27 protein-coding genes are annotated in these 26,048 nt (G+C 36.9%); 12 read left to right on the forward strand and 15 right to left on the reverse strand.

Going from position 1 to position 26,048, the window contains the following annotated elements:
- Positions 1 to 139 precede the first annotated feature (139 nt).
- The gene (locus M014_RS0103590) at positions 140 to 694 is read left to right on the forward strand and encodes a DUF2777 domain-containing protein (protein ID WP_026590487.1); all 555 of its coding nucleotides are present in this window, start codon (positions 140 to 142) and stop codon (positions 692 to 694) included.
- Positions 695 to 750: 56 nt separating this feature from the next.
- Here the strand turns inward: M014_RS0103590 and M014_RS0103595 are convergent, their stop codons facing one another.
- A complete protein-coding gene (locus M014_RS0103595) occupies positions 751 to 1,119 on the reverse strand; it encodes a YisL family protein (RefSeq protein ID WP_026590488.1) in 369 nt (122 codons plus the stop codon).
- 148 nt (positions 1,120 to 1,267) lie between these two features.
- Here M014_RS0103595 and rocD point away from each other — a divergent pair, with 148 nt between their 5' ends.
- Positions 1,268 to 2,458, forward strand: coding sequence for an ornithine aminotransferase (gene rocD, locus M014_RS0103600; RefSeq protein WP_026590489.1), 1,191 nt, complete (start codon positions 1,268 to 1,270; stop codon positions 2,456 to 2,458).
- Positions 2,459 to 2,492: 34 nt separating this feature from the next.
- On the opposite strand, the gene M014_RS0103605 is transcribed toward rocD, so the two are convergent.
- Both M014_RS0103605 and M014_RS0103610 read right to left on the reverse strand, forming a co-directional pair.
- Entirely contained in the window at positions 2,493 to 2,996 is a 504-nt protein-coding gene (locus M014_RS0103605) for an HXXEE domain-containing protein (RefSeq protein WP_231503893.1), read from the reverse strand.
- Complete coding sequence (locus M014_RS0103610; protein ID WP_026590491.1) at positions 2,968 to 3,867, reverse strand: fumarylacetoacetate hydrolase family protein; 900 nt, start codon at positions 3,865 to 3,867, stop codon at positions 2,968 to 2,970. Before M014_RS0103610 ends, M014_RS0103605 begins: the two co-directional genes overlap by 29 nt.
- 241 nt (positions 3,868 to 4,108) lie before the next feature.
- Between M014_RS0103610 and M014_RS0103615 the strand changes: the two genes are divergently transcribed.
- The 7 genes from M014_RS0103615 to gerPF all read left to right on the forward strand — a co-directional run bounded on the left by M014_RS0103615 (position 4,109) and on the right by gerPF (position 6,448).
- Entirely contained in the window at positions 4,109 to 4,288 is a 180-nt protein-coding gene (locus tag M014_RS0103615) for an aspartyl-phosphate phosphatase Spo0E family protein (protein ID WP_026590492.1), read from the forward strand.
- A gap of 171 nt (positions 4,289 to 4,459) precedes the next feature.
- Positions 4,460 to 4,681 carry a spore germination protein gene (locus M014_RS0103620; RefSeq protein ID WP_026590493.1) on the forward strand — a complete coding sequence of 74 codons (222 nt, stop codon included), beginning with the start codon at positions 4,460 to 4,462 and terminating at the stop codon, positions 4,679 to 4,681.
- Positions 4,682 to 4,697: 16 nt separating this feature from the next.
- Positions 4,698 to 4,889, forward strand: coding sequence for a spore germination protein GerPB (locus M014_RS0103625; RefSeq protein WP_026590494.1), 192 nt, complete (start codon positions 4,698 to 4,700; stop codon positions 4,887 to 4,889).
- 83 nt (positions 4,890 to 4,972) lie between these two features.
- Positions 4,973 to 5,587: a spore germination protein GerPC gene (locus M014_RS0103630; protein WP_026590495.1), complete on the forward strand. Its 615-nt coding sequence runs from the start codon at positions 4,973 to 4,975 to the stop codon at positions 5,585 to 5,587.
- Positions 5,588 to 5,593: 6 nt separating this feature from the next.
- Entirely contained in the window at positions 5,594 to 5,788 is a 195-nt protein-coding gene (locus tag M014_RS0103635; protein WP_026590496.1) for a hypothetical protein, read from the forward strand.
- Between the two features lie 12 nt (positions 5,789 to 5,800).
- Positions 5,801 to 6,187 carry a spore germination protein GerPE gene (locus M014_RS0103640; protein ID WP_026590497.1) on the forward strand — a complete coding sequence of 129 codons (387 nt, stop codon included), beginning with the start codon at positions 5,801 to 5,803 and terminating at the stop codon, positions 6,185 to 6,187.
- Between the two features lie 45 nt (positions 6,188 to 6,232).
- Entirely contained in the window at positions 6,233 to 6,448 is a 216-nt protein-coding gene (gene gerPF, locus M014_RS0103645; RefSeq protein ID WP_001141566.1) for a spore germination protein GerPF, read from the forward strand.
- 84 nt (positions 6,449 to 6,532) lie between these two features.
- Here gerPF and M014_RS0103650 read toward each other — a convergent pair whose 3' ends face one another.
- The 10 genes from M014_RS0103650 to M014_RS0103700 form a co-directional block, all read right to left on the reverse strand.
- Entirely contained in the window at positions 6,533 to 6,826 is a 294-nt protein-coding gene (locus tag M014_RS0103650) for an RNA polymerase alpha subunit C-terminal domain-containing protein (protein ID WP_026590498.1), read from the reverse strand.
- Positions 6,827 to 6,902: 76 nt separating this feature from the next.
- Positions 6,903 to 10,628, reverse strand: a complete 3,726-nt coding sequence (addA, locus tag M014_RS0103655) for a helicase-exonuclease AddAB subunit AddA (RefSeq protein ID WP_026590499.1) — start codon at positions 10,626 to 10,628, stop codon at positions 6,903 to 6,905.
- Entirely contained in the window at positions 10,625 to 14,137 is a 3,513-nt protein-coding gene (addB, locus tag M014_RS0103660; RefSeq protein WP_026590500.1) for a helicase-exonuclease AddAB subunit AddB, read from the reverse strand. Before addB ends, addA begins: the two co-directional genes overlap by 4 nt.
- A gap of 122 nt (positions 14,138 to 14,259) precedes the next feature.
- Positions 14,260 to 14,823, reverse strand: a complete 564-nt coding sequence (gene lepB, locus M014_RS0103665; RefSeq protein ID WP_026590501.1) for a signal peptidase I — start codon at positions 14,821 to 14,823, stop codon at positions 14,260 to 14,262.
- A 57-nt stretch (positions 14,824 to 14,880) separates the two neighbouring features.
- Positions 14,881 to 15,474 carry a TVP38/TMEM64 family protein gene (locus M014_RS0103670; protein WP_026590502.1) on the reverse strand — a complete coding sequence of 198 codons (594 nt, stop codon included), beginning with the start codon at positions 15,472 to 15,474 and terminating at the stop codon, positions 14,881 to 14,883.
- Positions 15,475 to 15,698: 224 nt separating this feature from the next.
- Positions 15,699 to 16,286 carry a competence protein ComK gene (locus M014_RS0103675; protein WP_026590503.1) on the reverse strand — a complete coding sequence of 196 codons (588 nt, stop codon included), beginning with the start codon at positions 16,284 to 16,286 and terminating at the stop codon, positions 15,699 to 15,701.
- 963 nt (positions 16,287 to 17,249) lie between these two features.
- Positions 17,250 to 17,453: a cold-shock protein gene (locus M014_RS0103685; protein ID WP_003195857.1), complete on the reverse strand. Its 204-nt coding sequence runs from the start codon at positions 17,451 to 17,453 to the stop codon at positions 17,250 to 17,252.
- Positions 17,454 to 17,828: 375 nt separating this feature from the next.
- Positions 17,829 to 19,106: an isocitrate lyase gene (gene aceA, locus M014_RS0103690; protein ID WP_026590505.1), complete on the reverse strand. Its 1,278-nt coding sequence runs from the start codon at positions 19,104 to 19,106 to the stop codon at positions 17,829 to 17,831.
- 22 nt (positions 19,107 to 19,128) lie between these two features.
- A complete protein-coding gene (gene aceB / locus M014_RS0103695; RefSeq protein ID WP_026590506.1) occupies positions 19,129 to 20,718 on the reverse strand; it encodes a malate synthase A in 1,590 nt (529 codons plus the stop codon).
- Between the two features lie 260 nt (positions 20,719 to 20,978).
- Entirely contained in the window at positions 20,979 to 21,911 is a 933-nt protein-coding gene (locus M014_RS0103700; protein ID WP_026590507.1) for a DMT family transporter, read from the reverse strand.
- 492 nt (positions 21,912 to 22,403) lie between these two features.
- Between M014_RS0103700 and M014_RS0103705 the strand changes: the two genes are divergently transcribed.
- Genes M014_RS0103705 through M014_RS0103715 form a run of 3 tightly spaced genes read left to right on the forward strand, consistent with a single transcriptional unit; the run spans position 22,404 to position 23,744 of the window.
- Complete coding sequence (locus M014_RS0103705; protein ID WP_026590508.1) at positions 22,404 to 22,745, forward strand: PadR family transcriptional regulator; 342 nt, start codon at positions 22,404 to 22,406, stop codon at positions 22,743 to 22,745.
- Positions 22,738 to 23,220 (forward strand): hypothetical protein, encoded by a 483-nt coding sequence (locus M014_RS0103710; protein ID WP_026590509.1) that lies wholly within the window; start codon positions 22,738 to 22,740, stop codon positions 23,218 to 23,220. Before M014_RS0103705 ends, M014_RS0103710 begins: the two co-directional genes overlap by 8 nt.
- Positions 23,217 to 23,744 (forward strand): permease, encoded by a 528-nt coding sequence (locus tag M014_RS0103715; protein ID WP_026590510.1) that lies wholly within the window; start codon positions 23,217 to 23,219, stop codon positions 23,742 to 23,744. Before M014_RS0103710 ends, M014_RS0103715 begins: the two co-directional genes overlap by 4 nt.
- Positions 23,745 to 24,115: 371 nt before the next feature.
- On the opposite strand, the gene M014_RS0103720 is transcribed toward M014_RS0103715, so the two are convergent.
- Complete coding sequence (locus M014_RS0103720; protein WP_331280085.1) at positions 24,116 to 25,252, reverse strand: MFS transporter; 1,137 nt, start codon at positions 25,250 to 25,252, stop codon at positions 24,116 to 24,118.
- Between the two features lie 135 nt (positions 25,253 to 25,387).
- Positions 25,388 to 26,014 (reverse strand): FMN-dependent NADH-azoreductase, encoded by a 627-nt coding sequence (locus M014_RS0103725; protein ID WP_026590512.1) that lies wholly within the window; start codon positions 26,012 to 26,014, stop codon positions 25,388 to 25,390.
- Between the last annotated feature and the right edge of the window lie 34 nt (positions 26,015 to 26,048).

The raw sequence follows: 26,048 nt of genomic DNA on the forward strand, positions 1-26,048 counted from the left end.
CTCCTTCGGGATAAAAAATTCACTGTATGAAGCATGTGCTTATTCTATGCCCAACTTTCTTTAGGTGTTCCATAGTTATAAAGAACGACTGAACTGTCCATAACAATAATAACCACTTTGATAAAAGGAGAGGTCACGAATGAAACAACGCAAACATATTTTGTATAATCAACCACGTGCTCATACAATTGGGAATGTGGAATATATAAACAGTGAATGGGTATTCTTTGACGATGAAAATGATGAAGCATTTTTATTAGAGGATATCATTGAAGACGGATTTGAAGTTTTATATAACAATAATTGGCTACCGGCAAGATTCTACGAACAAAATATATTACAAATTGCCGATGAGCATCATCCACTTCAAAATGGTGAGATAATACGAATTCGTAAAAAATTGCTACTCAGTTATCATGAATGGTTAGAGGAACTACCTGATTCCGCTTTTGCATTCTTTGCGGAAACATTGCAGTCATTTAATTATTCTTTATATGACTGTATCTATTGTCATAATTTCTTATCGTTCCAGCCGAAAGACGGGCCTTGTGAAGGCGTAAACCTTCTATTATTTGATAACGAAGAAATGATTTGCTCATTGCACCATCATTATGTTCGTTTTTCTACTTGTAATAAAAATATATTTAAGTTTATAAAAGCAAATGGCGAAGAATTACATGTAGAATCTATGTGAATACAAATAGAAAAGCCACCTTATTTTTACTAAAAAAATAAGGTGGCTTCTCTTTACTAAAATAGGTCAAATCCCATCGGTAAACGTAATCCAAGATACAATACAATAACAAGCGCAATAATGAATTGACCCCAAAACGCCCCTGCTGGTTTATTCTTGCTTGTTTTTACAAGAACCATTTCCATTGCAGCAATAACCCAAACACCAACTAACATTTTTAGGCCATACCACATGTGAATGTTTCCTGTCGCAGTTTTCATAATGCTTTGATACAATAAGAAACCTGTTACAATAATGATAATATACACAAGACGAAGCCCCATATGTACGCCTTTACCTTTTCTTCCTGCCGTATACATGGAATACGCCACAAAGAATAAAATGAGCCCTAGTGCCCACGCTGTAATATGCATGTGTGTTGTCATATTATCCCCCCTCTTCTTTTCACACTTTTTCACTTTATATGATACCATGTCTATTTCTTTTCAGGAAATGTTTCGCTTTTCCCAATTTAAATGATATAATATTTAGAGTATTTATAAACTTCTTGTAATAACAAAAGGGGGAACAATCATGATTCAAACAAAAGATATTATCGAACTAACAGACACATACGGTGCAAATAACTATCATCCACTTCCAATCGTTATTTCTAAAGCAGAAGGTGTTTGGGTAGAAGATCCTGAAGGAAATCGCTATATGGACTTACTTAGTGCATATTCTGCGGTAAACCAGGGACATCGCCATCCGAAAATTATTAATGCGTTAATCGATCAAGCAAACCGTGTTACGTTAACTTCTCGTGCTTTCCATAGCGATCAATTAGGTCCTTGGTACGAAAAAGTTGCGAAATTAACACATAAAAATATGGTACTCCCAATGAATACAGGTGCGGAAGCTGTTGAGACTGCAATCAAAACAGCTCGTCGCTGGGCATATGACGTGAAAAAGGTAGAAGAAAATAGAGCTGAAATTATCGTTTGTGAAGATAACTTCCATGGTCGTACAATGGGTGCTGTTTCTATGTCATCCAACGAAGAATACAAACGTGGATTCGGACCAATGCTTCCTGGTATTGTTGTGATTCCTTACGGTGATTTAGAAGCATTAAAAGCAGCGATTACACCAAATACAGCTGCATTTATTTTAGAGCCAATTCAAGGAGAAGCAGGTATTAACATTCCACCAGCTGGATTCTTAGAAGAAGCTTACAATGTATGTAAAAAAGAAAACGTTTTATTTGTAGCTGATGAAATCCAAACTGGTTTAGGTCGTACAGGTAAATTATTTGCATGTGATTGGGATAACGTAATTCCTGACATGTACATACTTGGTAAAGCACTTGGCGGCGGTGTATTCCCAATCTCTTGCGTTGCTGCAAACAGCGACATTTTAGGCGTATTCGAGCCAGGTTCTCACGGTTCTACGTTCGGTGGTAATCCACTTGCATGTGCTGTTTCTATCGCATCTCTTGATGTATTACTAGATGAGAAACTAACAGAGCGTTCTCTTCAATTAGGTGAAAAATTAGTAGGACAATTAAAAGAAATTGATAATCCGATGATCACAGAAATTCGAGGCAGAGGATTATTTATCGGAATCGAATTGAACGAGCCTGCTCGTCCATATTGCGAAAAGTTAAAAGCAGCTGGCCTTTTATGTAAAGAAACACATGAAAATGTAATCCGTATTGCACCACCTCTTGTAATCTCTGAAGAAGATTTAGAGTGGGCATTCCAAAAAATTAAAGCGGTATTATCTTAATCAAAACAAGCTGCCTTTTACGAGGCAGCTTGTTTTATGAAACAATCATTCTTGAGAAAAGTAATATCCCAACGATAACTGGAAATAGAAGCAACATACCTGCTATACAGGAGACAATCACATGTTTTAATTTCCACCAATCACTTCTTATCCCTTTCCGAAACCAAAACAATGAAAACGGTATAATGAATATTACTGCCGTTACCAATCCTGGAACATATCTTTCTGCCAAGATTGTTCCGCCAATGTGAAACAATCCATTCATAAATATCATTGCTTGTATAACGAGCAATGTATAAAGCGTAAATTTCTTTCTAACTATCAAATGAGCATATGCACATAAAAAAACAATACTTGTTAGTAAACATACTGCTATCAAAAAATGTTGTTTCTGCATCATATTTTCTTCCATATGAATCGGTTGGACATATTTCATTTCCGGGAAAAAATAATATTCCTCAGCATTATGAAATGCAAATAATATAGGGATGAGCCAAATGGATAAACGGTTATTTAACTTCGTTTTGAAGTGTTCCAATATGTTGTACTGTAACCGTTACTTCATCACCAGCATGTAAAAACTTGGGTGGTGTAAATCCCTTCCCAACTCCCGCTGGTGTTCCAGTCGCGATTATGTCCCCAGGCTCTAACGTCATCCCTTTACTTACAATAGAAATAATATCTTCTATTGTAAATATCATATTTGCTGTATTTGAAATTTGGCGAGATTCCCCGTTCACTTTTGTTTCAATGTTTAATTTGTTTGGATTTTCAATTGCATCCTTATGAACTAGATACGGCCCCATTGGGCAAAATGTATCAAAACTTTTCCCTAAGAAAAATTGTTTATGTTTTCTTTGAATATCTCGAGCAGTTACATCATTTACAATTGTATAACCAAAAACATGTTCAAGCGCCTTCTCTTTTGCGATTTGCTTTCCGCGTTTTCCAATTACAATTGCTAGTTCCCCTTCATAATCTAGTTCATTCGTTGCATGCGGATGACTGTGGATCTTCTCTTCATTCCCAATAACCGTCGTTGGTGCCTTGGTAAAAATCATAATATCCTTTGGAACAGATTCCTCTCCGCCCATTTCTATCGCATGTTCACGGTAATTTTTTCCGACGCAAAGAATATTTTTTCTCGGCCTTGGAATAGGTGCCAATAGCTTCACATCTTGTAGAGGGTAATACGCCGTTGTTTCATTCTCCTTTGCCCAGTTTACAATTTCTTTTACTTTTTCAATAAAAGCATTTCCCTTTTCGATACACTCTAACATTGTAATAGGAATTGTAATTTTTTCGCCTTTTTGTCGTTGCACTTCTCGAATATGCAGCACTGTTTCTTCATGCTCATCCACAATACCAACAAATACCTTCTCTTCCTTCTTCACTGTAACAAACCGCATTATTTCCACTCTCCATCCTAAAACTCATACAATGTAATTGTATTCGCATTCCTTTTAAAAAAACCTGCCAATACATTTTAATTTTTACAAAACTCCCTACTCTTCACACCGCTCAATGCTATTTTGGAATAAAATGTAGAATTTTTGCTTTTTTTATCGAAGTTGTTTCTTTTTTATGGAATTTTTGTATAATATGTACTACATATATAGTCAAAATTTATAAAGAGATGGAGCCGATTCTATGTTTGAGCAAGCGATTGAAAAAAAACGTGAAAAAATGATATACTTTGCTGAACGCTACGGAATAACTTCTCAAAAAACAGTGGATTGTAGCCAAGAACTGGACAGGCTCTTAAATGTTGTTTGGCTGATGAAAGTAGATTTCGTCCAAACGCATACTATAGATAGACACACACAATGAAGTGTGTGTCTTTTGTTTGAAAAAAGACACATTTTAATGAAAACGCCCATACAATAATAGAAAAGAATATTTATCTTGCCTTAAGGGGCAGTAAAACCTCCACCGATTAAAGTTTCACTTTATCGTTTCTTTAACAGCAAAAAAAAATATTATCTATGAAAGGTGTTTGCTATGCCAGCAATGGTTGGACATATTCATATCGTTAACATTGGATCGAGTGGTATTTTTCACATTGGAGATGTATTTGCAATCAGGCCGATTAGTTACTCTCGTGCTTTTGCAGGAGCTGGTTCTTTTAATGTAGGAGAAAGTATCTCTGTATACAATTATCAAAATACAACAACCGTCAATGATACTGACGTGATTGATCAAGCTATAATCGGATCCAACTAAAGGAGGCGATTCGTAAGTGAACTTTTATGTACAACAAAGTATTATCATTAACAAAATAAGAATTGATAGTATTACAACATCATCCGTTTTTCAAATTGGAAGTTCTGGTAGCATTAAAGCATTATCTAAATTTTCTAATACCGGCGGATTTACAGCGCCACTTCGTCCCTTGAAATCAAAAGGACAAATTCTTTCTATTAAACCATGATGGGTTCTTCTTAGGCTCTTTATGTCATAAACATATAGAGCAAGCATACACACCCCTCCCTATTGAAAAGGAGGTTTCATACAGTGAATCAAGATATATACATTTACCTACAACAATTTCAACAAGTTCTTCAAAAACAACAAGAAACAATTTATGCATTAGAAGAACAAGTACGTAGACTAACAGAAGAACTTGATGAACTAAAAAGCCGGCCCTCCTCTTCTATAGGAAAAGTAGAATATAAATTCGATCAATTAAAAGTAGAAAACTTAAATGGTACGTTAAATATCGGCTTAAATCCATTCTCAACCAAAGGACAACAAATTGAAGATTTTGAGGTAGATACAGAAACATTAAAAGTAAATCCAGAGACACAAACAAACCCTGATTTTTATCAAGATATTATTCAAGAGATGCATCGCTATTTAGACGAAGAAGCATATAGCAGAATCCTTCATTTTGAACAAGAACAGCGGACGCCGCTCGATGATATGTATCGACAAATGATGATTGATGATATAAAAAAGCAAATGGAACATCGTCTTCCTTATTATTTATCACAAGTACAGCCGTATGAGGACATTACATCAAACCCCGAGTATATGAAAGACGTAATTATTCAGGCTATGAAGCAAGATATCGATAAAGCGTTCCTTTCCTTTATTCAGCACATACCGAATAATTTTCGAAAGGAGTAAATTCATATGAATTTTACCGTTGTCAATCGTGAAATAAAAGTTGGGCAGGTTAAAACGAATGGGGTATCTTCATCTGCACTTTTTTTAATCGGTGATGCGAATCTCCTAATTCTCTCTTCTATTCTCGATACACCTTTCGAGTCAGTGACTGAAGGTCCATTTGTACCTCTCGTAACTGCCGTGCCTTCTACTCCAGGTTAAGGAGGGGGCTTCATGCTTCGACACATTTCAATTGTTCATCAACCCAAAGTTATTTCTATGGGGAATGCTGGTGTTTTTCAAGTTGGTGATGCGAACCAAATGGAGTTAAAAACCCGAGCTCTTATCGTACACCGTGAAATTCCTTACTATTTTAAAAGTGAAGGAAGATTCGAGGATTTTAAAATCTTTACAGATGAGTACATTACAATTCCCAAAAGATCGACAGATGTCAAAATGAATATTATAAATGAATGCCCCTTTATTGAAGTAAATGATGTTACGATTCGTACCTTATTAAATTCTGGCTGCTTTCAAATCGGCTCAGTTGATTATGTATTTAGTAATTCACGTATTCACCAAATGCGCCAATATATTTCAGATGAACATTTCAACAAATAAATCATATAGTGATGTTAAAGAAGACTGCTGAAGTAGGTGAATAACATGCCCTCTGTCGTTGGGAACCTCGTTGTTCAAAATAGTAATGGCTCTTTTAACTTAGGTGATTTCTATAATGTATCTCCAAAAGAAAATACAAAGGCATATAACGGGTCAGGAGCATCAAATGTTGGTTTTGTAGTCAATACATTTAACGGTGTCAGTGCAACGAATACATTTGATTCAGATGTTGCGGATCAAGATCAAATTGGAACAGCTTAAAAAAAGTAGGAGAAAAGTCTCCTACTTTTTTCGTTCTATTGTTTTTCATGTTCTCACTTCAATAAGTGTAATCATTCTTATTGTTTAGTCTTTGAATGATAATCCATGTTCCTTCAAAGCAGTTCTAAGCTTAGGTAAAGATGCTGGTCCCATACCGTGCAGTTGTAAAATCTCTTTCTCACTATATTTTGAGAGCCGCTGCAAAGAAGTTATTTCCTTGTGTTGGAGCGCTCTTCTCGCTGGTGCCGAGAGAAGTGAAAGAAATCCACTTTCTGGTTTTCGTTCCTTCTCACAGATTGGGCAAGAAGGACAGTCGCTACTTTTATAGTATTGATGTCCACTGTCACAAGTCCTTAAACTTTTTTTGGATGCTACCATTTTACATAGCTCCTTTCTAAAGTTACATCTTTCCTCTTTTCACATTTATACTTTGCTGTATATTTCACTCACTTTTTTAATCAACATGTACTATGTGATTCCCATCAAAGAAGTATAAATATTTCCCCTTCACAGGATGATGTAAGCTTTTCTCTAGCGCTTTCGCATATAGATTAATTTGCACTTTATAACGGTCTTCTAAAATAGGTCGCGCTTGATCGTATCCACCCGGAAAACGCCCTTCAATTGTATCTGTTTTAAAATCAATTAATACAATCCCATCTTCCTCTTCTATCATACAATCAATAACCCCTTGGACAAGTATCGATTCTTTGCTCTGACCTTCCCACTCTTGATATGCCTCTTTTGCTGAAAGCATCATCGTAAAGGGCACTTCACGCTCTACACTCTTCGCAGCTAACACACGTTTACCAAGATCCGTATCAAAAAATGCTACAATTCGATCAATCGCAATTTCTTCTGCTTGCTCAAATGTTAGTAATTCTTTATTTACCATTTCCGCAATTTGTTCTTTGATTGTTTCTGGTGTAATCGTTTTTTGTAAATTAACATGCTGCATGACGGCGTGGACAGCTGTCCCTCGTTCAGCGTAGGTCAACCCCTTTTTCTCCATAAAGCGAGGTCGCGTTTTTATAGGAGCACGAAGTTTTTTAATAAAAGCATGATCACTTCCATCTTCTGACTGATAATTCCGCTTTATTTCCGTAACAGATTGCTTCGCCCGGTGCATTGTTGCACCTTCATGCGCATATTCCCATGTTAAACGAGCATACACTTCTTCTTTTCGTTCACTTTCTAGCGGAACAGTTTTTTTCTCACGAAGTGCTTCTAACAATTCTTGCTTCTCTTCTTGTACTGGTTCAGGTGCAAGTAAAGTGCTACCATCAACGACTTCCACTTTCCAGCTCGCATCGTATTCATAAATTTCATTTGGTATATTTCCTTGTCCAAGTTCAAGAAGCATTTCACTATCACGATGTCTATATAGTGACGGCGCAATCCAATCTAAGTAACAAGATGCACCCGCACGAAGATAATCTGGTAATAACCAATCTGTATGCTCTCTTGCATCAAGCCACTTTTCCATTTCTTTTGCTTTATCTTTCACTGTACCAATTAAAATTAACTTCTCTTTCGCACGCGTTAAAGCAACATATAATACGCGCATCTCTTCCGCAATAAGTTCCATCTTCATTTTACGTTTAATGGCCAATTGCGATAGCGTCGTATATTTAATTCGCTTACGAGGATCAATAAACTGTGATCCAAAACCGAAATCCTTGTGTAATAAGAATCGTTTCATTAAATCTTGTGTATTAAAACGGCGTCCAAGTCCCGCTACAAATACAACCGGGAACTCTAACCCCTTACTTTTATGAATCGTCATAATTCGCACAACATCTTCTTGCTCGCCAAGCGCTCTCGCTGTTCCCATATCATCCCCGCGCTCTAAAATCCGCTCAATAAAGCGAAGGAAACGGAATAACCCGCGGAAAGATGTTGCTTCATACTGCCTTGCCCGGTCGTATAATACGCGTAAGTTAGCCTGGCGCTGTTTTCCTGCTGGAAGACCACCAACAAAGTCATAATAACCTGTCTCACGATATACTTTCCAAATCAAATCAGAAAGTGATTGCTGGCGTGCAAATTCACGCCATTCTTGCAGAAGGTTATAGAACCATTGTAATTTTCCATGTAATTCCACCTCTTCCTCAAGCGGCGCTCCTTGTAAGAAGGAACGCATCACTTCATAAAACGAACCTTTCTTTTCATGAGCACGAAGCATCGCAAGCTCCTCATCATGTAACCCAACAATTGGGGAACGTAGTACAGCGGCAAGCGGTATGTCTTGCATGGGATTATCGATTACGCGGAATACATTCATCATAACGGTCACTTCCGTTGCTTCAAAATAACCCGTTGCAAGCTCAGCGTAGACAGGAATACCTTGCAACTTTAATTCTTCCATAATTTGAGGAGCCCACGGCATCGAGCGAAGTAAAATAACAAAGTCACGATATTTCACCGGGCGCATGCTATCTGTTTTACGATCGTATACTTCATAACCTGAATCCACCATCGCTTTAATTCTCCCGGCCATTAAACGCGCTTCCAGCTGTGCTTTTTCTACTTCGACACCGTCTTCTCCCTCTGCCGATTCTTCACCCTCAGACTGATGAATACATAATAGCTCAGCCGCTACATCTTCCCCTTCTGGATAACTTGCACCTAACTTTAGTTCAGCATCGGCGTCATACTCAATTTCCCCGACCGTTTCGCCCATAATTTGTTTAAAAATAAAGTTCGTACCGGCTAACACTTCGTGACGACTACGGAAGTTTTTCGCTAAATCAATCTTCATACCGCCGTCTATTCCTTCAGTCGTAAAACGTTTATATTTCCCTAGGAAAAGGCCCGGTTCTGCTAGTCGGAATCGATAAATCGATTGTTTTACGTCGCCAACCATAAACAGATTACCTTCTTGCTCAGAGTCTTTCGTTACAAACTTAATAATCGACTCCTGGACAAAGTTTGTATCTTGATATTCGTCGACAAGTACTTCAGTAAATTTATTGCGATATTGAAGCGCAACCGGTGACGGACGAAGCTCACCATTTTCTGTACGTTCACTTAAAATTTGTAAGCAAAAATGCTCTAAATCTGTGAAATCAACCATTCCTTTATCACGCTTGATCGCTTGGAATCGCTCCGTAAATACTTTTACAATCTGAACAAGCTTTTCTAGTACAGGATGCATTTCCTTAAAATCACGTAAAAAACTTTCTGGTTTTCGGCTAAACAACTCTTCTTGTAACTTCTTCACTTCATCTTTTGCTTTATTTCGAAGTGAATCTACTTGTTTTACAATCTCTTCATTGTAGTCACTCTTCTTAATACGCTTTAGCGTTTGCCAAGAAACATTTTGCATCGCTTCATAGACACTTGTCCAAGACTGATGTGCTGCACTAGATAACGTTCCGAGTAACACCAAATCTGCTTGTAATGTCTCCATGCGGGGTGCTGGCCCATCTGGAAGCATAGTAAGTTCAATTGCTTTTTGAACATGCTTTTCGGCAGTTTCTAGCTGAAACTTCACATCTTCTAATAAGTAAGAAGCATACGTTAAATCCTCAATTGATTTTCCTTCCACATCATATGCTTCCACTAGCTTATCAAGCCATTTCTCTGGATCTGGATGTGCTCTTGATTCTGTATGAAGCGCTAAAATCATGCGCTGCAAGTCATCATCACTTCGGTCACTCGTATAGCGATCAACAAGCTCAAAGAAAATATCATTTCCCTCTGTGCCATATTCCTCTTCTAATATGTCATCTAATACTTCTTCTTTTAATAATTCATTTTCTGTCTGGTTTGCAATGCGAAAACGGGGATCAACGTCGAGCATATAGTAGTACGTTCGAATAACTTGTAAACAGAACGAGTGAATCGTTGAAATCGATGCTTTATTCAATAAGCTGAGCTGCTTACGAATATGACCTGACCCTGGATCATCAATTAATACTTTTTCTAACGCTTCGCCAATTCTGTTCTTCATCTCTTGCGCTGCTGCATTTGTAAATGTTACGACAAGCAGACGATCTACATCAACTGGATTCTCAGCATTAATAATTTTGCGAATCATTCTTTCTACCAGTACAGCTGTCTTTCCTGACCCAGCTGCTGCCGCCACTAAAATATCACGGCCATCTCTGACAACTGCCTTCCATTGATCATCTGTCCATTGACTACCTTCAGGTTTCTGTGGCCAATTCCCTATCATTCGCCAACCTCCTCTCTCATTTTCTCCATCGCTTCACTATCTTTCATATCTTTTAACGTACGGAACTCATTATCTTCAAGCGATTCATCAAACTGACAAACAGAGCGGAAATTACAGAACGTACAAGCAGCCTTATTCCCCATTTTATACGGTGCAATATCAATCACACCTTCTGTAATGTCTTTCCCGATGTTTTCAAATGTATGATGCACATATTGCTGTAAAGTTGTAAATTCTTGTTCACTTGCAATGCTAGAACGCGCGCTAAAACTACCATCTTTTTTCAGACCAGCAGAAATAATGTCTGAACTTCCCGTACTTAACTTATTGTCCATCAATCGAACAACATCCGCATCTCCTAACACGAGACCTTTCATTTTAAATTTCTTTAAAATTTCTTTTTCAATTTCTTCTTCCGAAGCATCGCCTTTCATTTCCACAATCGGGTTATGAATATGGAAATATAGAACACCAGCAGGTGATGCCGCCTGTCCCTTTTTCATCCACGTATTTGCATTTGAAATGACAACGTCTAAATACGTTAACATTTGAAGTGCTAAACCATAATATACTTCTGTTAAATCTAACGCTTTCGTGCTTGATTTATAATCAATAATCCGCAGGAACGTACCGTTTTCATCTTCCGCTTTATCTACGCGGTCAATCCGGCCAACAACTTCCATTTTCACACCGTTTGCGAGTGTAAACTCCATCGGCGGAAGTGAACCTGTCCCGCCCATACCGAATGGAACCTCTAAGTCAACTGGCACAAATCCACTAGACTTCGCATGTTCACGAAGGATAAGTGACGTACGGAAAATAATTTGCTGCAGTTTTTGTTTTAAATAATGATTCCGATTTGAACTTAATAAAATTTGCCTTTGCAGAAGCGGTGCGATTTCTTCAATTACTGCCGCAGACAAATGCTCACACTCTTTAATCGATAAATCAGCCCAAGTGCGATTTTCCCTAAGTAACTTATCTGCAATTTTCTTTAGTGCCGCATGGAATAATTCACCGATATCCGGTGCATCTAATTTGAAAATATCACGCTCTCTTAGTGATAATCCATGCTGTGCAAAATGAGCATACGCGCAGCGATTAAATAGTTCCATACGAGAGACGCTTCCTTTAATTGTATCTCCGTATAGATTTCTACTTACAACTGGGCTGAGTTTCTGTGCACGGTTTCGATAAAATAAACTAGATAATACCCGACTACTTTTTTGCTTCCACTCGGGCGATGTAACATAGAAGTTATATACATCCCACCAAAAATCAAGATTTCCTTCAAAACCGTATCGTTTCCAGTTTTGTAATTGTTGCGTTACATATGACAAGGTAACTTCTGGCGTTGCTACATACGAAATTTGCGCCTGACGAGACAAGTCATTCACATCATTCGTTACAAATACTTCTTTAATAGAAGGGAACATTCTTTTCACTTTCTTAATAAAGCTAGATGAAAGTAACGTTTTTCCTTCTTCATCCGCGAGTGGACAAGAAATGTATAGCTTCTCAGAAGCACGAGTTACGGTTTGATAAATCACAAATTGCTCTTCTAATAAAGTCTGCCTTGTTGTCGGCGCTAATTCTACACCAGCTGTGGTGAGAAGCTCTCTTTCTTCATCTGATAACATGCCTTCATCTGAAGGGGCTGCTGGAATGATTCCTTCATTCGCACCAATTACAAAAGTTGCACGAACATTCGATAACCTTGATCGATCAATATTTGCAATAAGCACTTGGTCTAAAGAAGGCGGGATATTTGCAAATTGAAGTGCCTCAAGCCCAGTTGTCATTACATCGATAAACATCGAAAGAGACATCTTTTCTTCACCAAGCATCTCTACAAATGTATCAAGAAGGTTTATGACTTCTTCCCAAACTTGATCATGGTCACTTGCAAATAAGAAATTCCCCTCTGCCTCAGCACGCATACGCAAATCTTCTAGTTTTTTAGGAACATCTAATTCTTCTAAAAACAAATATACCGCTTCACACATCTGTACAATTGAACCGGAACGTTTTAAGCGTTTCTGCAAACGAATAATCGGTGTTCGTACCACATCACGAAGGCGGTTTATTTTCTCTTCCATTTCACGTTCACTATCTGTTTGCGCTCCAAATGCCCCATCTAACGAACGATAACGGCGATATGTCCACGGTTCATCTGCCGTCCATCTCTTTCCTTGTACGCCATATGCTAAACAGTAATTTTCAAACGCGTCCATTTCTTCACGCATTGATTCTTTTCTTACATCTAACGGATATAGCAGTTCCGTTTTTATACAGCGGAATATCGCATCATAACGCCAATTTCCGCTAATAATTTCTAGCGCAGAACGAATACATTCAATTAATGGATGATGTGACATCGGGCGCTTCTCATCGATAAAATGCGGAATATCATAATCCGTAAACAATGTTTTCATTACATCATAATAGCTTTCTCCGTTTCGAAGAAGAACCGCAATATCTCTGTAGCGATACTCCCCTTCCGCAACAAGTCTGCGAATTTCTCTAGCTACACCTTCAACTTCTGCTCGCAAGTTTGCCGCTGTATATAATGTAATATCTGGTTCACCTTGAAACTTCTTAGCAGGACGAGATTCAAACTCAGCTTCTAAATGTGCTAGTGCTGGTGAGCAAAAACGCGGCTGTTCTCTCAGCGAAATCGTATTTTCAATTGCAATTTTCTCCTCACGTGCTAACTGTTTCACTTTTTCATACGTAAGCACGGTTTGATAAAACAAATCTAATTCACTTACTGGCTGTGCTAACGTTTTTTCATCTACTGTTAACGTAACTGTAATTCTTGCTCCGCAAAGCATAAGCCTTCTAATAATTTCTAATTCCCCAGGTGAAAAGGAATGGAACCCATCTATATAAATTTCTGCACCTTTTACATAGTCCGAACCAGGAAGCTTTTCTACAAGTAACTGTAAATAATCTTCTGAATCTAAATATTTACCAATTAAAGCCCGTTCAAAATCATCATATAAAAGCTGAAGATCGTACATTTTATTTGCTAATAATTTTTGTTCATCACCACTTGAATGAGTATCTAATTGTTGCCACATCTCATATACATTCGATGGCGTTACATTATAGCGTTTAAACTCGGAAATCATACTGCCTAAGTGCTCAAAAAAGCCATTTTGTTCTGCTGCTTTTTGAAACACATATAATCCTTCCTTACGCGATTCTACAATTTTGCGCAGTAGCATATGTACGCCTGCCTCATCAATATGAAGACGGCTTGCGCCACCAACTTCTTGCAGAACCTTCCATGCTAACCTTGAAAAACTAAACACTTGCGCCCTGATCGAGCCGCTAACTTCTTCATTTCCTATTAATGCTTGCTGCGTTTGGAACGTCATTTGTTCCGGTACAAGATATAAAATGGTTTCGCCTCTTGGACGCTGTCTTAATTCTTCTTGTACTTCGTGTAAACAAAATGTACTTTTTCCACTTCCAGCCCGTCCAATCACAAATCGTAGCGACATGTAATCCCCACCTTCCACTGACATAACGAACGTTAGTTTGATATCATCCTTGTATTATAGCACAAAAAAAGACAAACACCCTTTGTTTGTCTTTCACATTCCTTTCTTATAAAAACTTTCCATTACCCCTTTGAAAAGTTCGTTTGTACTTCTTTAATTGGCCAATAGCGTAAATCTACTTTCCCGACCACAGTATCTGCTTTCACAAAGCCAAAATGTCTACTATCCCAGCTGCCGAGACGATTATCACCAATTACAAAAATATGCCCCTTTGGAACGACCTTTTCTCTCGTTAATTCTTCTAATTTAAAGTCACCCGTCAGCTGTCTTCCTTCCGCTTGCCTCTTATATGTTTCTAAATAAGGCTCATCAATAAATTGACCGTTTATATACAATTTGTCATGCTTATACTCGATGTGATCTCCTGGTAAACCGATAATTCGCTTTACATAGTCTTCTTTTTTATTCGCATGAAACACGACAACATCAAATCGGTTTAAATCCCCAACTTGATAGCTAACCTTATTCACAACAAGCATGTTCCCATCTTGAAGTGTCGGCATCATTGACTTCCCCTCTACAACATACGTGGAAAAGAAAAACGTTCGAAAAAAAACTGCCAATAGCACACCTATAAAGATTGTTCTCATCCATTCTAGGCCTTCTTTTTTCAAAGCACGCTTCATCTGCCTCTCCCCTCACCCTTCTCTATAATAGAGCCTTACTCACAGCGAAGACTAGTCTCAATGTAGTTCAAGTTTTACTTCAATTTTCTTACCGACATACCATAAAGTAAAAATGACACCTATGACAATAATTGTTTTTACAGGCTTATGGATAAAAGAAGTTAAATCAGATCCGATATAACTTAAAATAAAAATCATAACTAATTTTCCAAGCGCTAGCGCTAACACAAACTGTCTTATACTAATGCGGGATAAACCGGCCACAACATTAATCAGTGCAGACGGCGTAAAAGGAAAACAAAATAAGATAAAAATAGGTGCAAATCCTTTCCTTTCAATCCATCCCATCGCTTTGCGTACTTTCGGATGTTTATTCACAAACGAGAAGAATCGACTCCTTCCAAAACGTCGAATAACCGAAAATACAATTAATGCACCAAGAACCGACCCAATCCATGAATACAAAAAACCAAACCATAACCCGAAGGCAACTGCATTCGCCATCACAAACACAATAAGTGGCAATGCCGGGATCAGTGCCTCCACCATCGGCAGGCCAATACCAAGGAGCGGCCCAAATGCCCGATAACTTTCTACAAGTTGATTCATATTTTCCGCAGAAAAATACTCTTTGATTGTTTGAAAATCCATTCTACAAATTACCCCTTTACTATATTCCTACCTCTACTTTATCATCGCTTATTGTAAAGAGGAAATGGTAGATACGACATATGGAGATGTATTTATTAAAGTTCCATAGTTTTATGTAAAAATCCTTCATTATTATTGTATGATAATCTATCAATATTTGACAGGATACTACATATTGAGAAATAAAAAAGGATGGTTGTCCCATCCTTTCTGCTTATCAGTCATTATTCATTTATGTCCTCTTCTTTCACAAGATACGCTTGTTCATATGCAGGCTTTAATTTAGATTCATCTTCTTTATCCACTTGCTTAAAATGAAGCTTTCCTTGTTTATTCTTACGATCCTCGTACTCTGTTCGCAGCTTTGCAGTGCGATTTTGCTGATTCTCAAAACTGCTCCTTGACATTTCTAGTTTCACTGCGAAACCGTTAATGAATCGAATAATTAAGTTACCATCTGCTGACTCTTTATTGTTTGCAATGTGAAAATGAGACAACCAGGCACATTCTTTTCTAGAATAAGAATACGTAGGAAAAAAGTAAAGCTGATCTGTTGGGCTAATTGCAATGGGTGCTTTATGCGTAATCTTTGTTAACTCTTTTGTACCGTCTTTTCTGCCTAAAAAACTAGATCCGTTCTTACGGCAACTCCGCTCTACAATATCAAGAGGCTTTTGAAACATGAAAAAAGAGTCTTCTACTTCAACCACTCGCGTTACAATACGTTTTTCACCTAAAATAATCGGAAGTAAGGCCATAGTATTCTTGTTTACGACATAACTTTCAACATAGCGTTCTGCTTGTTCCCCCATCCTACACTCTCTCCTTCATCATTTTTTTACAATTTATAACAGCAGCTGCATGGATAATTGTAGCACTTAAAAAAACAAAACTGTTTACATTTTCAAATATTTTACATTTTCTTATAAAACTTTAAAGTTTCATAATATTCCTTCATATAAATATCTATATGAAATCTTCATATTTCTCTACCATAAAAGATGTATCGTTATAGAAAAATAAACTTTTTCCTTTTTGAAATATTTGTAACATAGAAAGTGTATGATTCGTTCAACATACATACTTTCATAAATTATGTATTCGATATGTATACTTACATTCATTTCATGCACCTTTTTTCGTATATTTCATATTGTAAACATGAAAAGGTGTGTGTAATTGTTGCTTTTAATTCATATAAAACAGCACTTATTAATCATTGAACTCCCCCACCTTCACTCCGTTTAGGGTAGGAAGGCTTCTCGGTTAAAATGATAAATATTCTACCTACAAATTTCATATTAAGGAGAATCATAAATGAATATAGTTTGGAATAGAATGCATACTCCTCATTTGATATATCACCCTGGATATAGCAGCTTTCCCGTTTCTTATACCTATCATATAAAACCGATTTACTTTCAATATTCTCCACCAGCTTCTACTTCTCACCATTACCCGCTACATCCAGTTTATCCGACACATTCCACACAGCATTCATATCCCGGTAATAACATATATAAAACTCCCTTTTTTAAACATTTTAATCATATAGTGAAGGCACAAACGTGGGAAAGTTAAGAAATTAGAAAGCAAATTTACTACGTTTCTATGTCCCATGTCTCGGGATATGAAACAAGAAGGCTAGCAGGAAATCAACAGAATTTCTCCCACACGAAGTATTTTTTATCCATATAAAAAAGAAGAAGCTGTCTCCAAAAGGTCATTCAAAACGACCTTTTGGGACAGCTTCTTTCTTATCACATACTATAAAATTATAGTTTTACAACGTTTTTAGCTTGAGGTCCGCGGTTGCCATCTTCGATTTCGAAGCTAACTTTTTCGCCTTCTTCTAAAGATTTGAAACCTTCAGTTGTGATTGCAGAGAAGTGAACGAATACGTCGTTTCCGCCTGGAACTTCGATGAAACCGAAACCTTTTTCATTGTTAAACCATTTTACTTGTCCTGTTACTGTCATAATTATTTCCTCCTAAGAAAATAGAAATTTTTTTAGTTTTCATACATAAAAAAAGAATCCACACATTATCAAATACGAAACATAAAACAGTTCTCACATACTTTTTCTCGTTCGTTTTCAGCACTTGATAATATATGGATTGCTTGATTTAGTTATTCAACTAGATTCATCATAGCATACTTAAAATAGAATGTACAATATTTTTCAGGAATATTTTTTCTAATTTTTGGTATCCCTCATGAATGAAACAATTATCATAAGTTTTACTTCATATAAAGTGAAACTTTCTTACTCCATCGCTGATAAACAACTTTCAGCCCTTAATATACATCAAAAATAAAAGCAGGTGCCCTTAAAGGACATCCGCTTTCACACTTATTTCGTAAACTGCGCCTCTTCTGTAGATCCTTTCAGCGCTGTTGTGGAAGATGTTCCGCCTGTAATCACTTGCGCTACTTCATCAAAGTAACCCGTTCCAACTTCACGTTGATGGCGCGTTGCAGAGTAACCGTGCTCTTCTGCCGCAAACTCTGCTTGTTGCAGTTCAGAATATGCTGCCATGCCGCGCTCTTTATAACCACGTGCGAGTTCAAACATACCGTAGTTTAGCGCATGGAATCCTGCTAGTGTTACGAATTGGAACTTGTATCCGTATGAAGCAATTTCTTTTTGGAAGGTTGCAATTGTTTTTTCATCTAGTTTTTGTTTCCAGTTAAAAGATGGTGAGCAGTTATATGCTAGTAATTTCCCTGGATATTTCTCATGAATCGCTTCTGCAAAACGCTTCGCATCTTCTAAATTCGGTTCAGATGTTTCACACCAAACAAGATCTGCATATGGCGCATACGCTAAACCGCGCGCAATTGCTTGATCAAGTCCTGCTTTTGTACGGTAGAAACCTTCTGGTGTTCTTTCGCCTGTAATAAATTCTTGATCAACTGGATCAATATCACTCGTAATTAAATCAGCAGCGTCTGCATCTGTTCTTGCTACAATAATTGTCGGCACACCCATTACATCCGCAGCAAGTCTAGCAGAAATTAAATTACGCACCGCTGTTTGCGTTGGTAGTAATACTTTTCCGCCTAAATGTCCGCATTTCTTTTCTGAAGATAACTGGTCTTCAAAGTGCACGCCGGATGCACCTGCCTCAATCATACCTTTCATTAATTCAAACACGTTTAATTGCCCGCCAAATCCCGCTTCAGCATCTGCCACGATCGGTACAAAATAATCTGTATCACCGCTACCTTCCATATGCTGAATTTGATCCGCACGTTGCAGCGTTTGATTAATCCGTTTTACAACAGCTGGTACACTGTTCGCTGGATATAAACTTTGGTCTGGATACATGTGCCCGGATAAATTGGCATCCGCTGCCACTTGCCAACCGCTTAAATAAATTGCTTTTAATCCTGCTTTCACCTGCTGCATCGCTTGGTTTCCTGTTAACGCACCGAGCGCATTAATATAGTCTTCTGTATGAAGCGATTGCCAAAGTTTCTCCGCCCCGCGGTGTGCTAATGTATGTTCAATATCAATTGACCCGCGAAGACGAATTACATCCTCAGCAGAATATGGACGCGTTACCCCTTTCCAACGTTCGTTTAACTCCCAGCTTTCTTGTAATTTTTGTACTCTTTCGTTTGTCATCTCTTCCATCCCCTTTTCTTTTTTATAAAATTTCATAACCCGGTAATGTTAAAAATGTTTCAAATTCATCATTACGCACCAAATTAGTAAAAAGCTTTGTTGCTTCTACGAATCTACCTTTCTCAAATGCCTCTTTGCCAATCTCCTGTTCTATTTTCGTTAGTTCTTCCGCCTTGAACTCTTCCACTAAAGCAAATGTAATCTTTCGTCCGTCATTTAGCTTTCCGCCTTCATGACGAATCCATTGCCACACTTGCGCCCTTGAAATTTCTGCCGTTGCTGCATCTTCCATTAAATTATAAATCGGTGCTGCCCCGCGGCCGCTTAACCAAGATGCAATATATTGAATACCGACGCTAATATTCATACGAAGCCCTTCTTCTGTAATCGTTCCCACTGGTACTTCTAACAAATCCTTTTCTGTTACATAAATTTCTTCACGTTTTCTAAAAATTTGATTCGGCGTTTTCATAACGTGATTAAACACTTCCATCGCAACCGGTACAAGTCCCGGATGGGCAACCCAAGTCCCATCATGGCCGTCTAAAGCCTCACGTTCTTTATCCATGCGAACCTTTTCAAAAGCAACCTCATTTGCTTCCGGATTATTTTTAATCGGAATTTGTGCTGCCATGCCGCCAATTGCTGGTGCATTCCGGCGATGGCACGTTTGAATTACTTTTAAAGAATACGCACGCATAAACGGAGCCGTCATCGTAACTTGCGCCCTATCTGGAAGTAGAAATTCATTATGATTACGAAAGCTTTTTAAGAAACTAAAAATATAATCCCATCGCCCGCAATTAAGCCCCGCTGAGTGATCACGGAGTTCATATAAAATTTCATCCATTTCAAAAGAAGCGTGGATTGTTTCTAATAACACTGTTGCTTTAATTGTTCCATTTGGAATCCCAATATATTTCTGCGCAAAAATAAACACATCATTCCACAATCGTGCTTCTAAATAGCTCTCCATTTTCGGTAAGTAAAAATATGGCCCGCTTCCTTTTTCTAATAACGTTTTTGCATTATGGAAAAAGTACAAACCAAAGTCAACAAGACTACCTGACATCTTTTCTCCATCAACTAGCATATGTTTTTCTTCTAAATGCCAGCCTCGGGGACGCACAATAAGGACAGCGGTTTTATCACCTAAACGATATTCCTTACCACTAGGATTCTTATATGAAATCGTTCCCTTCACTGCATCTCTTAAATTAATTTGACCATCCATCGCATTATGCCACGTTGGCGAATTAGAATCTTCAAAGTCTGCCATAAAGAGATGTGCACCCGAATTTAATGCATTAATCACCATCTTACGATCTACTGGACCTGTAATCTCCACACGACGATCTTCTAAATCTTTTGGAAGCGGAGCAATCGTCCAATCTCCAGCACGTATATGTGCTGTTTCTGGTAAAAAACTTGGAAACTCCCCTGCATCAATCCTTTTTTGTTTTTCCACACGTTTTTGTAACAACTCTTTACGGCGTGTATTAAAATTCTCATGCAGCTCTTTCAAAAAAGTGAGCGCTTCCGGTGTCAAAATTTCTCCATACGCCGGTAATACTTCTAGAGCGAGTGTAACCCGTGAAGTTTGCGTCGACATATTAGCATCTCCCTCTCCAACTGTTTTATAACAGATTTGATTTTATGTTTTATATTATATAACAAATTTTCGAAAAAGGAAGATTTTTTTGAAAATTTATCCTTTTTTCCATAACATCCATCTATTCAAAACCGGCACTTTTCTTACTAGTAAATGAGGTATCATCTTATTTTGCGGCATATTTAAAGCTCTCATCTGTTACCCTTTACTAAAACAAAACGAGCGTGATTGTTATATAACAATCACGCTCGTTTTGTTGATTATGCTTTACTTTCACTTTCTTCTAATACTACTGTCTTTGTTTTGGATTTTTGAAAAGTAAGTACCATTCCAGCAAAAATGAGGATAATCCCTACTGTCTGCATAATAGTTGGACGAAATCCTGTAAATACTGTGTCTAATAGAATTGCTACACCCGGATCCAAAAAGACTAATACAGAAATGAGTCTTGTTGGTAAATCTCGTAAGCTATCAAAGAATAAATAGTAAACAAAACCAGTATGGATCAGTCCTGTTGCGGTAATCGCAATCCAGTTACTCTCTGTTAACCCTTGAAACGCTCCAAAGTCTACAAATGGTAGTAATAGAAATATCCCTAAAAAAGTTTGTAAAAATGTCATCGCATACGCACTGGTTTGTTTAATCCCTTTCCCTAACAAGGTGGTAAATGCATAAAATAATGCCGCAAGAAGTGCCCAAACCATCCCTGAAGACATCAGCTTTTCTATAGATACACTTCCATCTATACCCGCGACTAACACAGTGCCTACAAAACAAATCAAAATTGAAATAATAGACAGTACTGTTAATCTTTCCTTAAACACAACACTCCCAATCATTAATACGATAATGGGCGCAAGATGATATACAGAAATGGCAATCGTCACTGACATAACTTCAAAAGCTTTAAATAAGAATACCCAGTTAAAAACAAGAAATACACCGCAAGCTAGTATTTGCAGCACTTCTTTTTTATTCCACTTTTCTTCTTTAAATTGACCTGTCGCAATCCAGCATAATGTTAAGAAGATCGTGGCACAAATGCAACGAACAAACACCAATTCAAATGAAGGTAAATTTGTTTTCACTGAGAAAAATCCGATGGAACCGAAAATAGACATTGATACTATCATTTTTATTGCTGGTAATGATTTTGTTTGAAATAGTACATTTGTAGCACTTTTTTGAAACAATAAAAACAACCCCCATTAATCTGAAACACACATTCACATGCGGAATTTCATAATCTTCTAAATTTTAAACCTACACGTAAGTCGTTTCTTATGAAGTAGCATTGACAATACGTATTCCTCTTACCATATACAATATCATTTTGCCAAATATAGCAACAATGGAAATACTCGTTTTCCCTGTTATAGCCACCTTTATATTTTACCATATTTTACATGAAGATACTTTTTTCTAACAATCTATTTTGATTTTCTAATATATACATTACGGTCCTGCAAACAAAAAAGTTCTTTTCTCTATTATTTCGTGCAGCATAAGGCGTCTACAGCACATGGACAGAGCCTGTTGTAGATTTAGAATTGACATGAAGTTAGATTAAAGTTAAACTGTCAGTAACACATTACTGTTAATGACAGTATAATGTTATTAACAGTGTATTGCTGTTATGATAACAAAACTATTTTTAACATTTCATTAAGGAGGTTAGATGTTTTATGAAACACACAGGAAGACATACAGGTGCATTTCTTTTGCTGTTTTTAACAGAGGGAGATAGTTATGGAGGGAAACTTCTGCAGAAATGTGAGGAAGAGCTTCCCATCAATCCAATTGATAGTGCCATCATATATCGTACACTCAAAAAATTAGAGGTAGAAGGTGCTGTTGAGTCTTATTTGGATACATCTGATCAAGATAAGCCGATAAAAATGTACAAAATTACTACAGTTGGAAAAGAAAAATTAGACGATTTTCAAATAGATATTGAAGAAAAAATTAAAAACTTATCATTTTTCTTAGACAAATATAAAGACTGGAAAGAATCGAATCATGATTAATGGCGCTCTCCTTTACTCTTTAGCCATTATTCTTGTCAGTATTTCTTTTGTAAAGGATCGAAGTAAAACAAAAGAGGCTCTATTAAAGTCATGGAAAATGTTTCGTAATCTAATACCTTCCATGCTATCAATTATGCTTTTCGTTGGACTATCACTATCTATATTAACACCTTCCTTCATTTCTTCTATCATTGGAGAAAAATCTGGGTTCATCGGTATTATTTATTCAGCAATAATTGGCTCCGTTGCACTCATTCCAAGCTTTATTGTGTTTCCTCTTGGAAATACATTAGTCCAAAATGGTGCGGGACTTCCTCAAGTTGCGGCATTAATGTCTACATTAATGTCAGTAGGAATCACAACTTTACCGATGGAACAAAAAATATTTGGACGAAGTTTTGCTTATTCTCGTAATGCATCTGCATTGTTAATGTCTCTCCTATTCTCGTATATTATTTGGGTGGTGATGGGATGAATGAATTAAGAAGATATCGTTTCTTTTTCATTTTACTACTCGGGCTCACTATATTAACTTTTATAAACCAATCGCTCGGGTGGAGTGCATTTCAATTAACAGGAAAAAGCATTTTAGATATGCTGTTCCTACTTCCTCCTGTCTTAATATTCGTAGGGTTGCTTGACCAGTGGGTGAAGAAAGAAACATTAATTAAATATATGGGAAAAAAGTCTGGTATCTATGGTATCTTGTTTTCCCTATTATTAGGAGGAATTGCAGCTGGTCCCCTCTATGTTGCTTTTCCAATCGCAGCACTTTTATTAAAAAAAGGAGCGAGCATACGATACATTGTATTTTTTCTAGGAGTTTGGACAACTGCAAAGTTACCAGTTATGGTGTATGAATTTGCTTCATTTGGGGCTAAATTTACACTCATTCACATTTGTTTTGGTCTATTATTTTTCTATTTAATGGGGATTATTTATGAGAAGTTCTATGACCAACGAAAACTGTTAAAGTATGATATAACGAAAGAAATATAGATCTCGAGAAATGATTTTTTAAACCTCTCAATCCTAGCCCTTTTTGAGTTTGATCAAAAAAACTTCATAAACTAGCGTTGTAAGATAAGTAAAAAAATCCATTTTGAAAAAATATATTTCATTACAAGTCAATACATTTTATGAATATATTAGCAATAGAGATTATTTATAAAATATTGCCATTATATAAGGAGCTAAAGAAGGATAGATAAAGGAAAAATAGTTATGCTTTATCTATCCTTTTTGTACCATATATGAACTCTCTTTCTGTAACCTTATAAAAAAGCGCGATTATTTCGAATAAAAATTAGCTATCCGTTTTCCATATTCTACAAGGTAAAGATAGTCAGTTTTTTTCGTAAATTAAATAATTATTTTAGCGTCTTTATTACAAACAAAATAAAAATCAACATACTAACAAACCCAAATACAGCACAAACAATAAATAACATTTGATATCCCATGAGTTGTGAAACAAATCCTAGAATAATAGATCCTAAACCAATCCCTAAATCAAAAGCAGTAAAGAATGTAGCGTTCGCTACGCCTCTTTTCTCTGGTGGAGCTAATCGTATCGTTGCTACTTGAAGGGCAGGTTGTGCTGATCCGAATCCAATTCCGTACAAAATAGCTGCAATAACTAGTCCAACAATTCCTTTTGTCAATGTTAGGACTAATAAAGCGATAATCATTGTAACAAGCGCAGGAACAATAATGATCCCTTCTCCATGTTTATCGGATATCTTCCCTGCAAGCGGTCTAATTATTATAAGCGTGATGGCATAAACTAAGAAAAAAGTACCAGCATTAACTTGAATTTTTGTCGCAAACAATGGTAAAAATGTCGTAATGCCACCAAAAGTAAGGGATAGGAAAAATGTAACAATAGCGATTGGTAAAACTGTTTTTTCAAAAAATGATATTGGTTTTTTTGATGTATATTGAACTGCTGGAATTTTTGTACCAAATGCAAGTATAAATGCAATAATTGCTAATGCTGTGCATAGAAGAAATAGATAATGAAATGAAAATGATTTTGCTACCCAAAGGCCTACTATTGGTCCTAAAGCCATACCTAAAGTCATTGCAAGCCCATACCATCCCATTCCTTCTCCACGACGAGATTGTGGAATAACATCAGTTACAGCCGTTCCTATCGAAGTTGTAGCAATCGCCCAGCTGATTCCATGAAAGATACGTAATACCACTAAAAATATAATTCCTGTTACCCAATCATAAAAATACATTGTAATCGCGAAAAATAGTAGTCCACTTATTATAAATACTCTTCGACCATATCGATCCATTAATCCTCCAACAATAGGACGTAAAATGACTGCCGATATTGTAAACACTCCAATAATGAATCCAACTTGAGATTCGCTTCCACCTAATTGTTTAATAAACATAGGTAGTGTTGGCATTAGTAAATAAAAACCACTAAATAGTAATAATGCTGTAATTGTCAGCATTATATAGTTCTTTGTCCATAAACGTTCCATTATCATGTAATCCTGCTTTCTATCGTTTAATATGTTAAGAATGCTCTTACTGCCCAAAAATAACGAGATATGCGAATAAAAAAGCAGTATCACCGCTATAAAAGTGTTGATACTGCTATTACGCGACAAATGTTTTGTTAATTAGAACATACTTGCTACTTTAACTGCCTTTTCAAGCCCTGCAGCAATAATTTCTTCTGCCTTATCAGGGAACTGATTGTGACCTTCAATCACTATTTTCTCTACATCTGTTACACCGAAGAAGCCCATCATACTTGCTACATATTTAACAGCCATTTCTACTTCAGCTTTTGGTCCTTCAGAATATAGACCGCCACTTGCGTTTAATAATGCAATTTTCTTATTTCCAAGGAGACCTACTGGACCTTCTGGCGTATACTTAAATGTTTTACCAGCACGGTTTAAGTAATCGATATATGTGTGTAGTACAGCTGGGATTGTCAGATTCCATAATGGGAAACCAAATACTACTTTATCAGCTGCAAGGAATTGATTTAAATATTTATCAGCAACAGCTACTGCTTTTGCTTCTTCTGCTGTTAAATCAAGCCCTCTACTAGCCTTAAATGTACCGTTGATCATATCTACTCCTACATATGGCAACTCTTCATTGTATAAATCAAGCTCTACCACTGTATCATTTGGATGTGATTCTTTATAACTTGCTAAAAAAGCCTCATATAATCTCACACTAACCGCTTGATCTGCTGGGCGGTTGTTTGCTTTTACAAATAAAACTGTTGTCATTCTCTTTTCCTCCTGTTACTCACTCTTACGTTGT

It is taken from the genome of Bacillus sp. UNC437CL72CviS29 (assembly GCF_000482345.1).
In the GTDB taxonomy this organism is placed as follows: domain Bacteria; phylum Bacillota; class Bacilli; order Bacillales; family Bacillaceae_G; genus Bacillus_A; species Bacillus_A arachidis.

What these genes read in the sequence shown, in the direction of transcription:
- M014_RS0103590 (WP_026590487.1), top strand. Translation starts at nt 140, where the DNA reads ATGAAACAACGCAAACATATTTTGTATAATCAACCACGTGCTCATACA.
- M014_RS0103595 (WP_026590488.1), bottom strand. Translation starts at nt 1,119, where the DNA reads ATGACAACACACATGCATATTACAGCGTGGGCACTAGGGCTCATTTTA.
- rocD (WP_026590489.1), top strand. Translation starts at nt 1,268, where the DNA reads ATGATTCAAACAAAAGATATTATCGAACTAACAGACACATACGGTGCA.
- M014_RS0103610 (WP_026590491.1), bottom strand. Translation starts at nt 3,867, where the DNA reads ATGCGGTTTGTTACAGTGAAGAAGGAAGAGAAGGTATTTGTTGGTATT.
- M014_RS0103615 (WP_026590492.1), top strand. Translation starts at nt 4,109, where the DNA reads ATGTTTGAGCAAGCGATTGAAAAAAAACGTGAAAAAATGATATACTTT.
- M014_RS0103620 (WP_026590493.1), top strand. Translation starts at nt 4,460, where the DNA reads ATGCCAGCAATGGTTGGACATATTCATATCGTTAACATTGGATCGAGT.
- M014_RS0103635 (WP_026590496.1), top strand. Translation starts at nt 5,594, where the DNA reads ATGAATTTTACCGTTGTCAATCGTGAAATAAAAGTTGGGCAGGTTAAA.
- M014_RS0103640 (WP_026590497.1), top strand. Translation starts at nt 5,801, where the DNA reads ATGCTTCGACACATTTCAATTGTTCATCAACCCAAAGTTATTTCTATG.
- gerPF (WP_001141566.1), top strand. Translation starts at nt 6,233, where the DNA reads ATGCCCTCTGTCGTTGGGAACCTCGTTGTTCAAAATAGTAATGGCTCT.
- M014_RS0103650 (WP_026590498.1), bottom strand. Translation starts at nt 6,826, where the DNA reads ATGGTAGCATCCAAAAAAAGTTTAAGGACTTGTGACAGTGGACATCAA.
- addA (WP_026590499.1), bottom strand. Translation starts at nt 10,628, where the DNA reads ATGATAGGGAATTGGCCACAGAAACCTGAAGGTAGTCAATGGACAGAT.
- addB (WP_026590500.1), bottom strand. Translation starts at nt 14,137, where the DNA reads ATGTCGCTACGATTTGTGATTGGACGGGCTGGAAGTGGAAAAAGTACA.
- lepB (WP_026590501.1), bottom strand. Translation starts at nt 14,823, where the DNA reads ATGAAGCGTGCTTTGAAAAAAGAAGGCCTAGAATGGATGAGAACAATC.
- M014_RS0103670 (WP_026590502.1), bottom strand. Translation starts at nt 15,474, where the DNA reads ATGGATTTTCAAACAATCAAAGAGTATTTTTCTGCGGAAAATATGAAT.
- M014_RS0103675 (WP_026590503.1), bottom strand. Translation starts at nt 16,286, where the DNA reads ATGGGGGAACAAGCAGAACGCTATGTTGAAAGTTATGTCGTAAACAAG.
- M014_RS0103685 (WP_003195857.1), bottom strand. Translation starts at nt 17,453, where the DNA reads ATGACAGTAACAGGACAAGTAAAATGGTTTAACAATGAAAAAGGTTTC.
- aceA (WP_026590505.1), bottom strand. Translation starts at nt 19,106, where the DNA reads ATGACAAACGAAAGAGTACAAAAATTACAAGAAAGCTGGGAGTTAAAC.
- aceB (WP_026590506.1), bottom strand. Translation starts at nt 20,718, where the DNA reads ATGTCGACGCAAACTTCACGGGTTACACTCGCTCTAGAAGTATTACCG.
- M014_RS0103705 (WP_026590508.1), top strand. Translation starts at nt 22,404, where the DNA reads ATGAAACACACAGGAAGACATACAGGTGCATTTCTTTTGCTGTTTTTA.
- M014_RS0103710 (WP_026590509.1), top strand. Translation starts at nt 22,738, where the DNA reads ATGATTAATGGCGCTCTCCTTTACTCTTTAGCCATTATTCTTGTCAGT.
- M014_RS0103715 (WP_026590510.1), top strand. Translation starts at nt 23,217, where the DNA reads ATGAATGAATTAAGAAGATATCGTTTCTTTTTCATTTTACTACTCGGG.
- M014_RS0103720 (WP_331280085.1), bottom strand. Translation starts at nt 25,252, where the DNA reads ATGATAATGGAACGTTTATGGACAAAGAACTATATAATGCTGACAATT.
- M014_RS0103725 (WP_026590512.1), bottom strand. Translation starts at nt 26,014, where the DNA reads ATGACAACAGTTTTATTTGTAAAAGCAAACAACCGCCCAGCAGATCAA.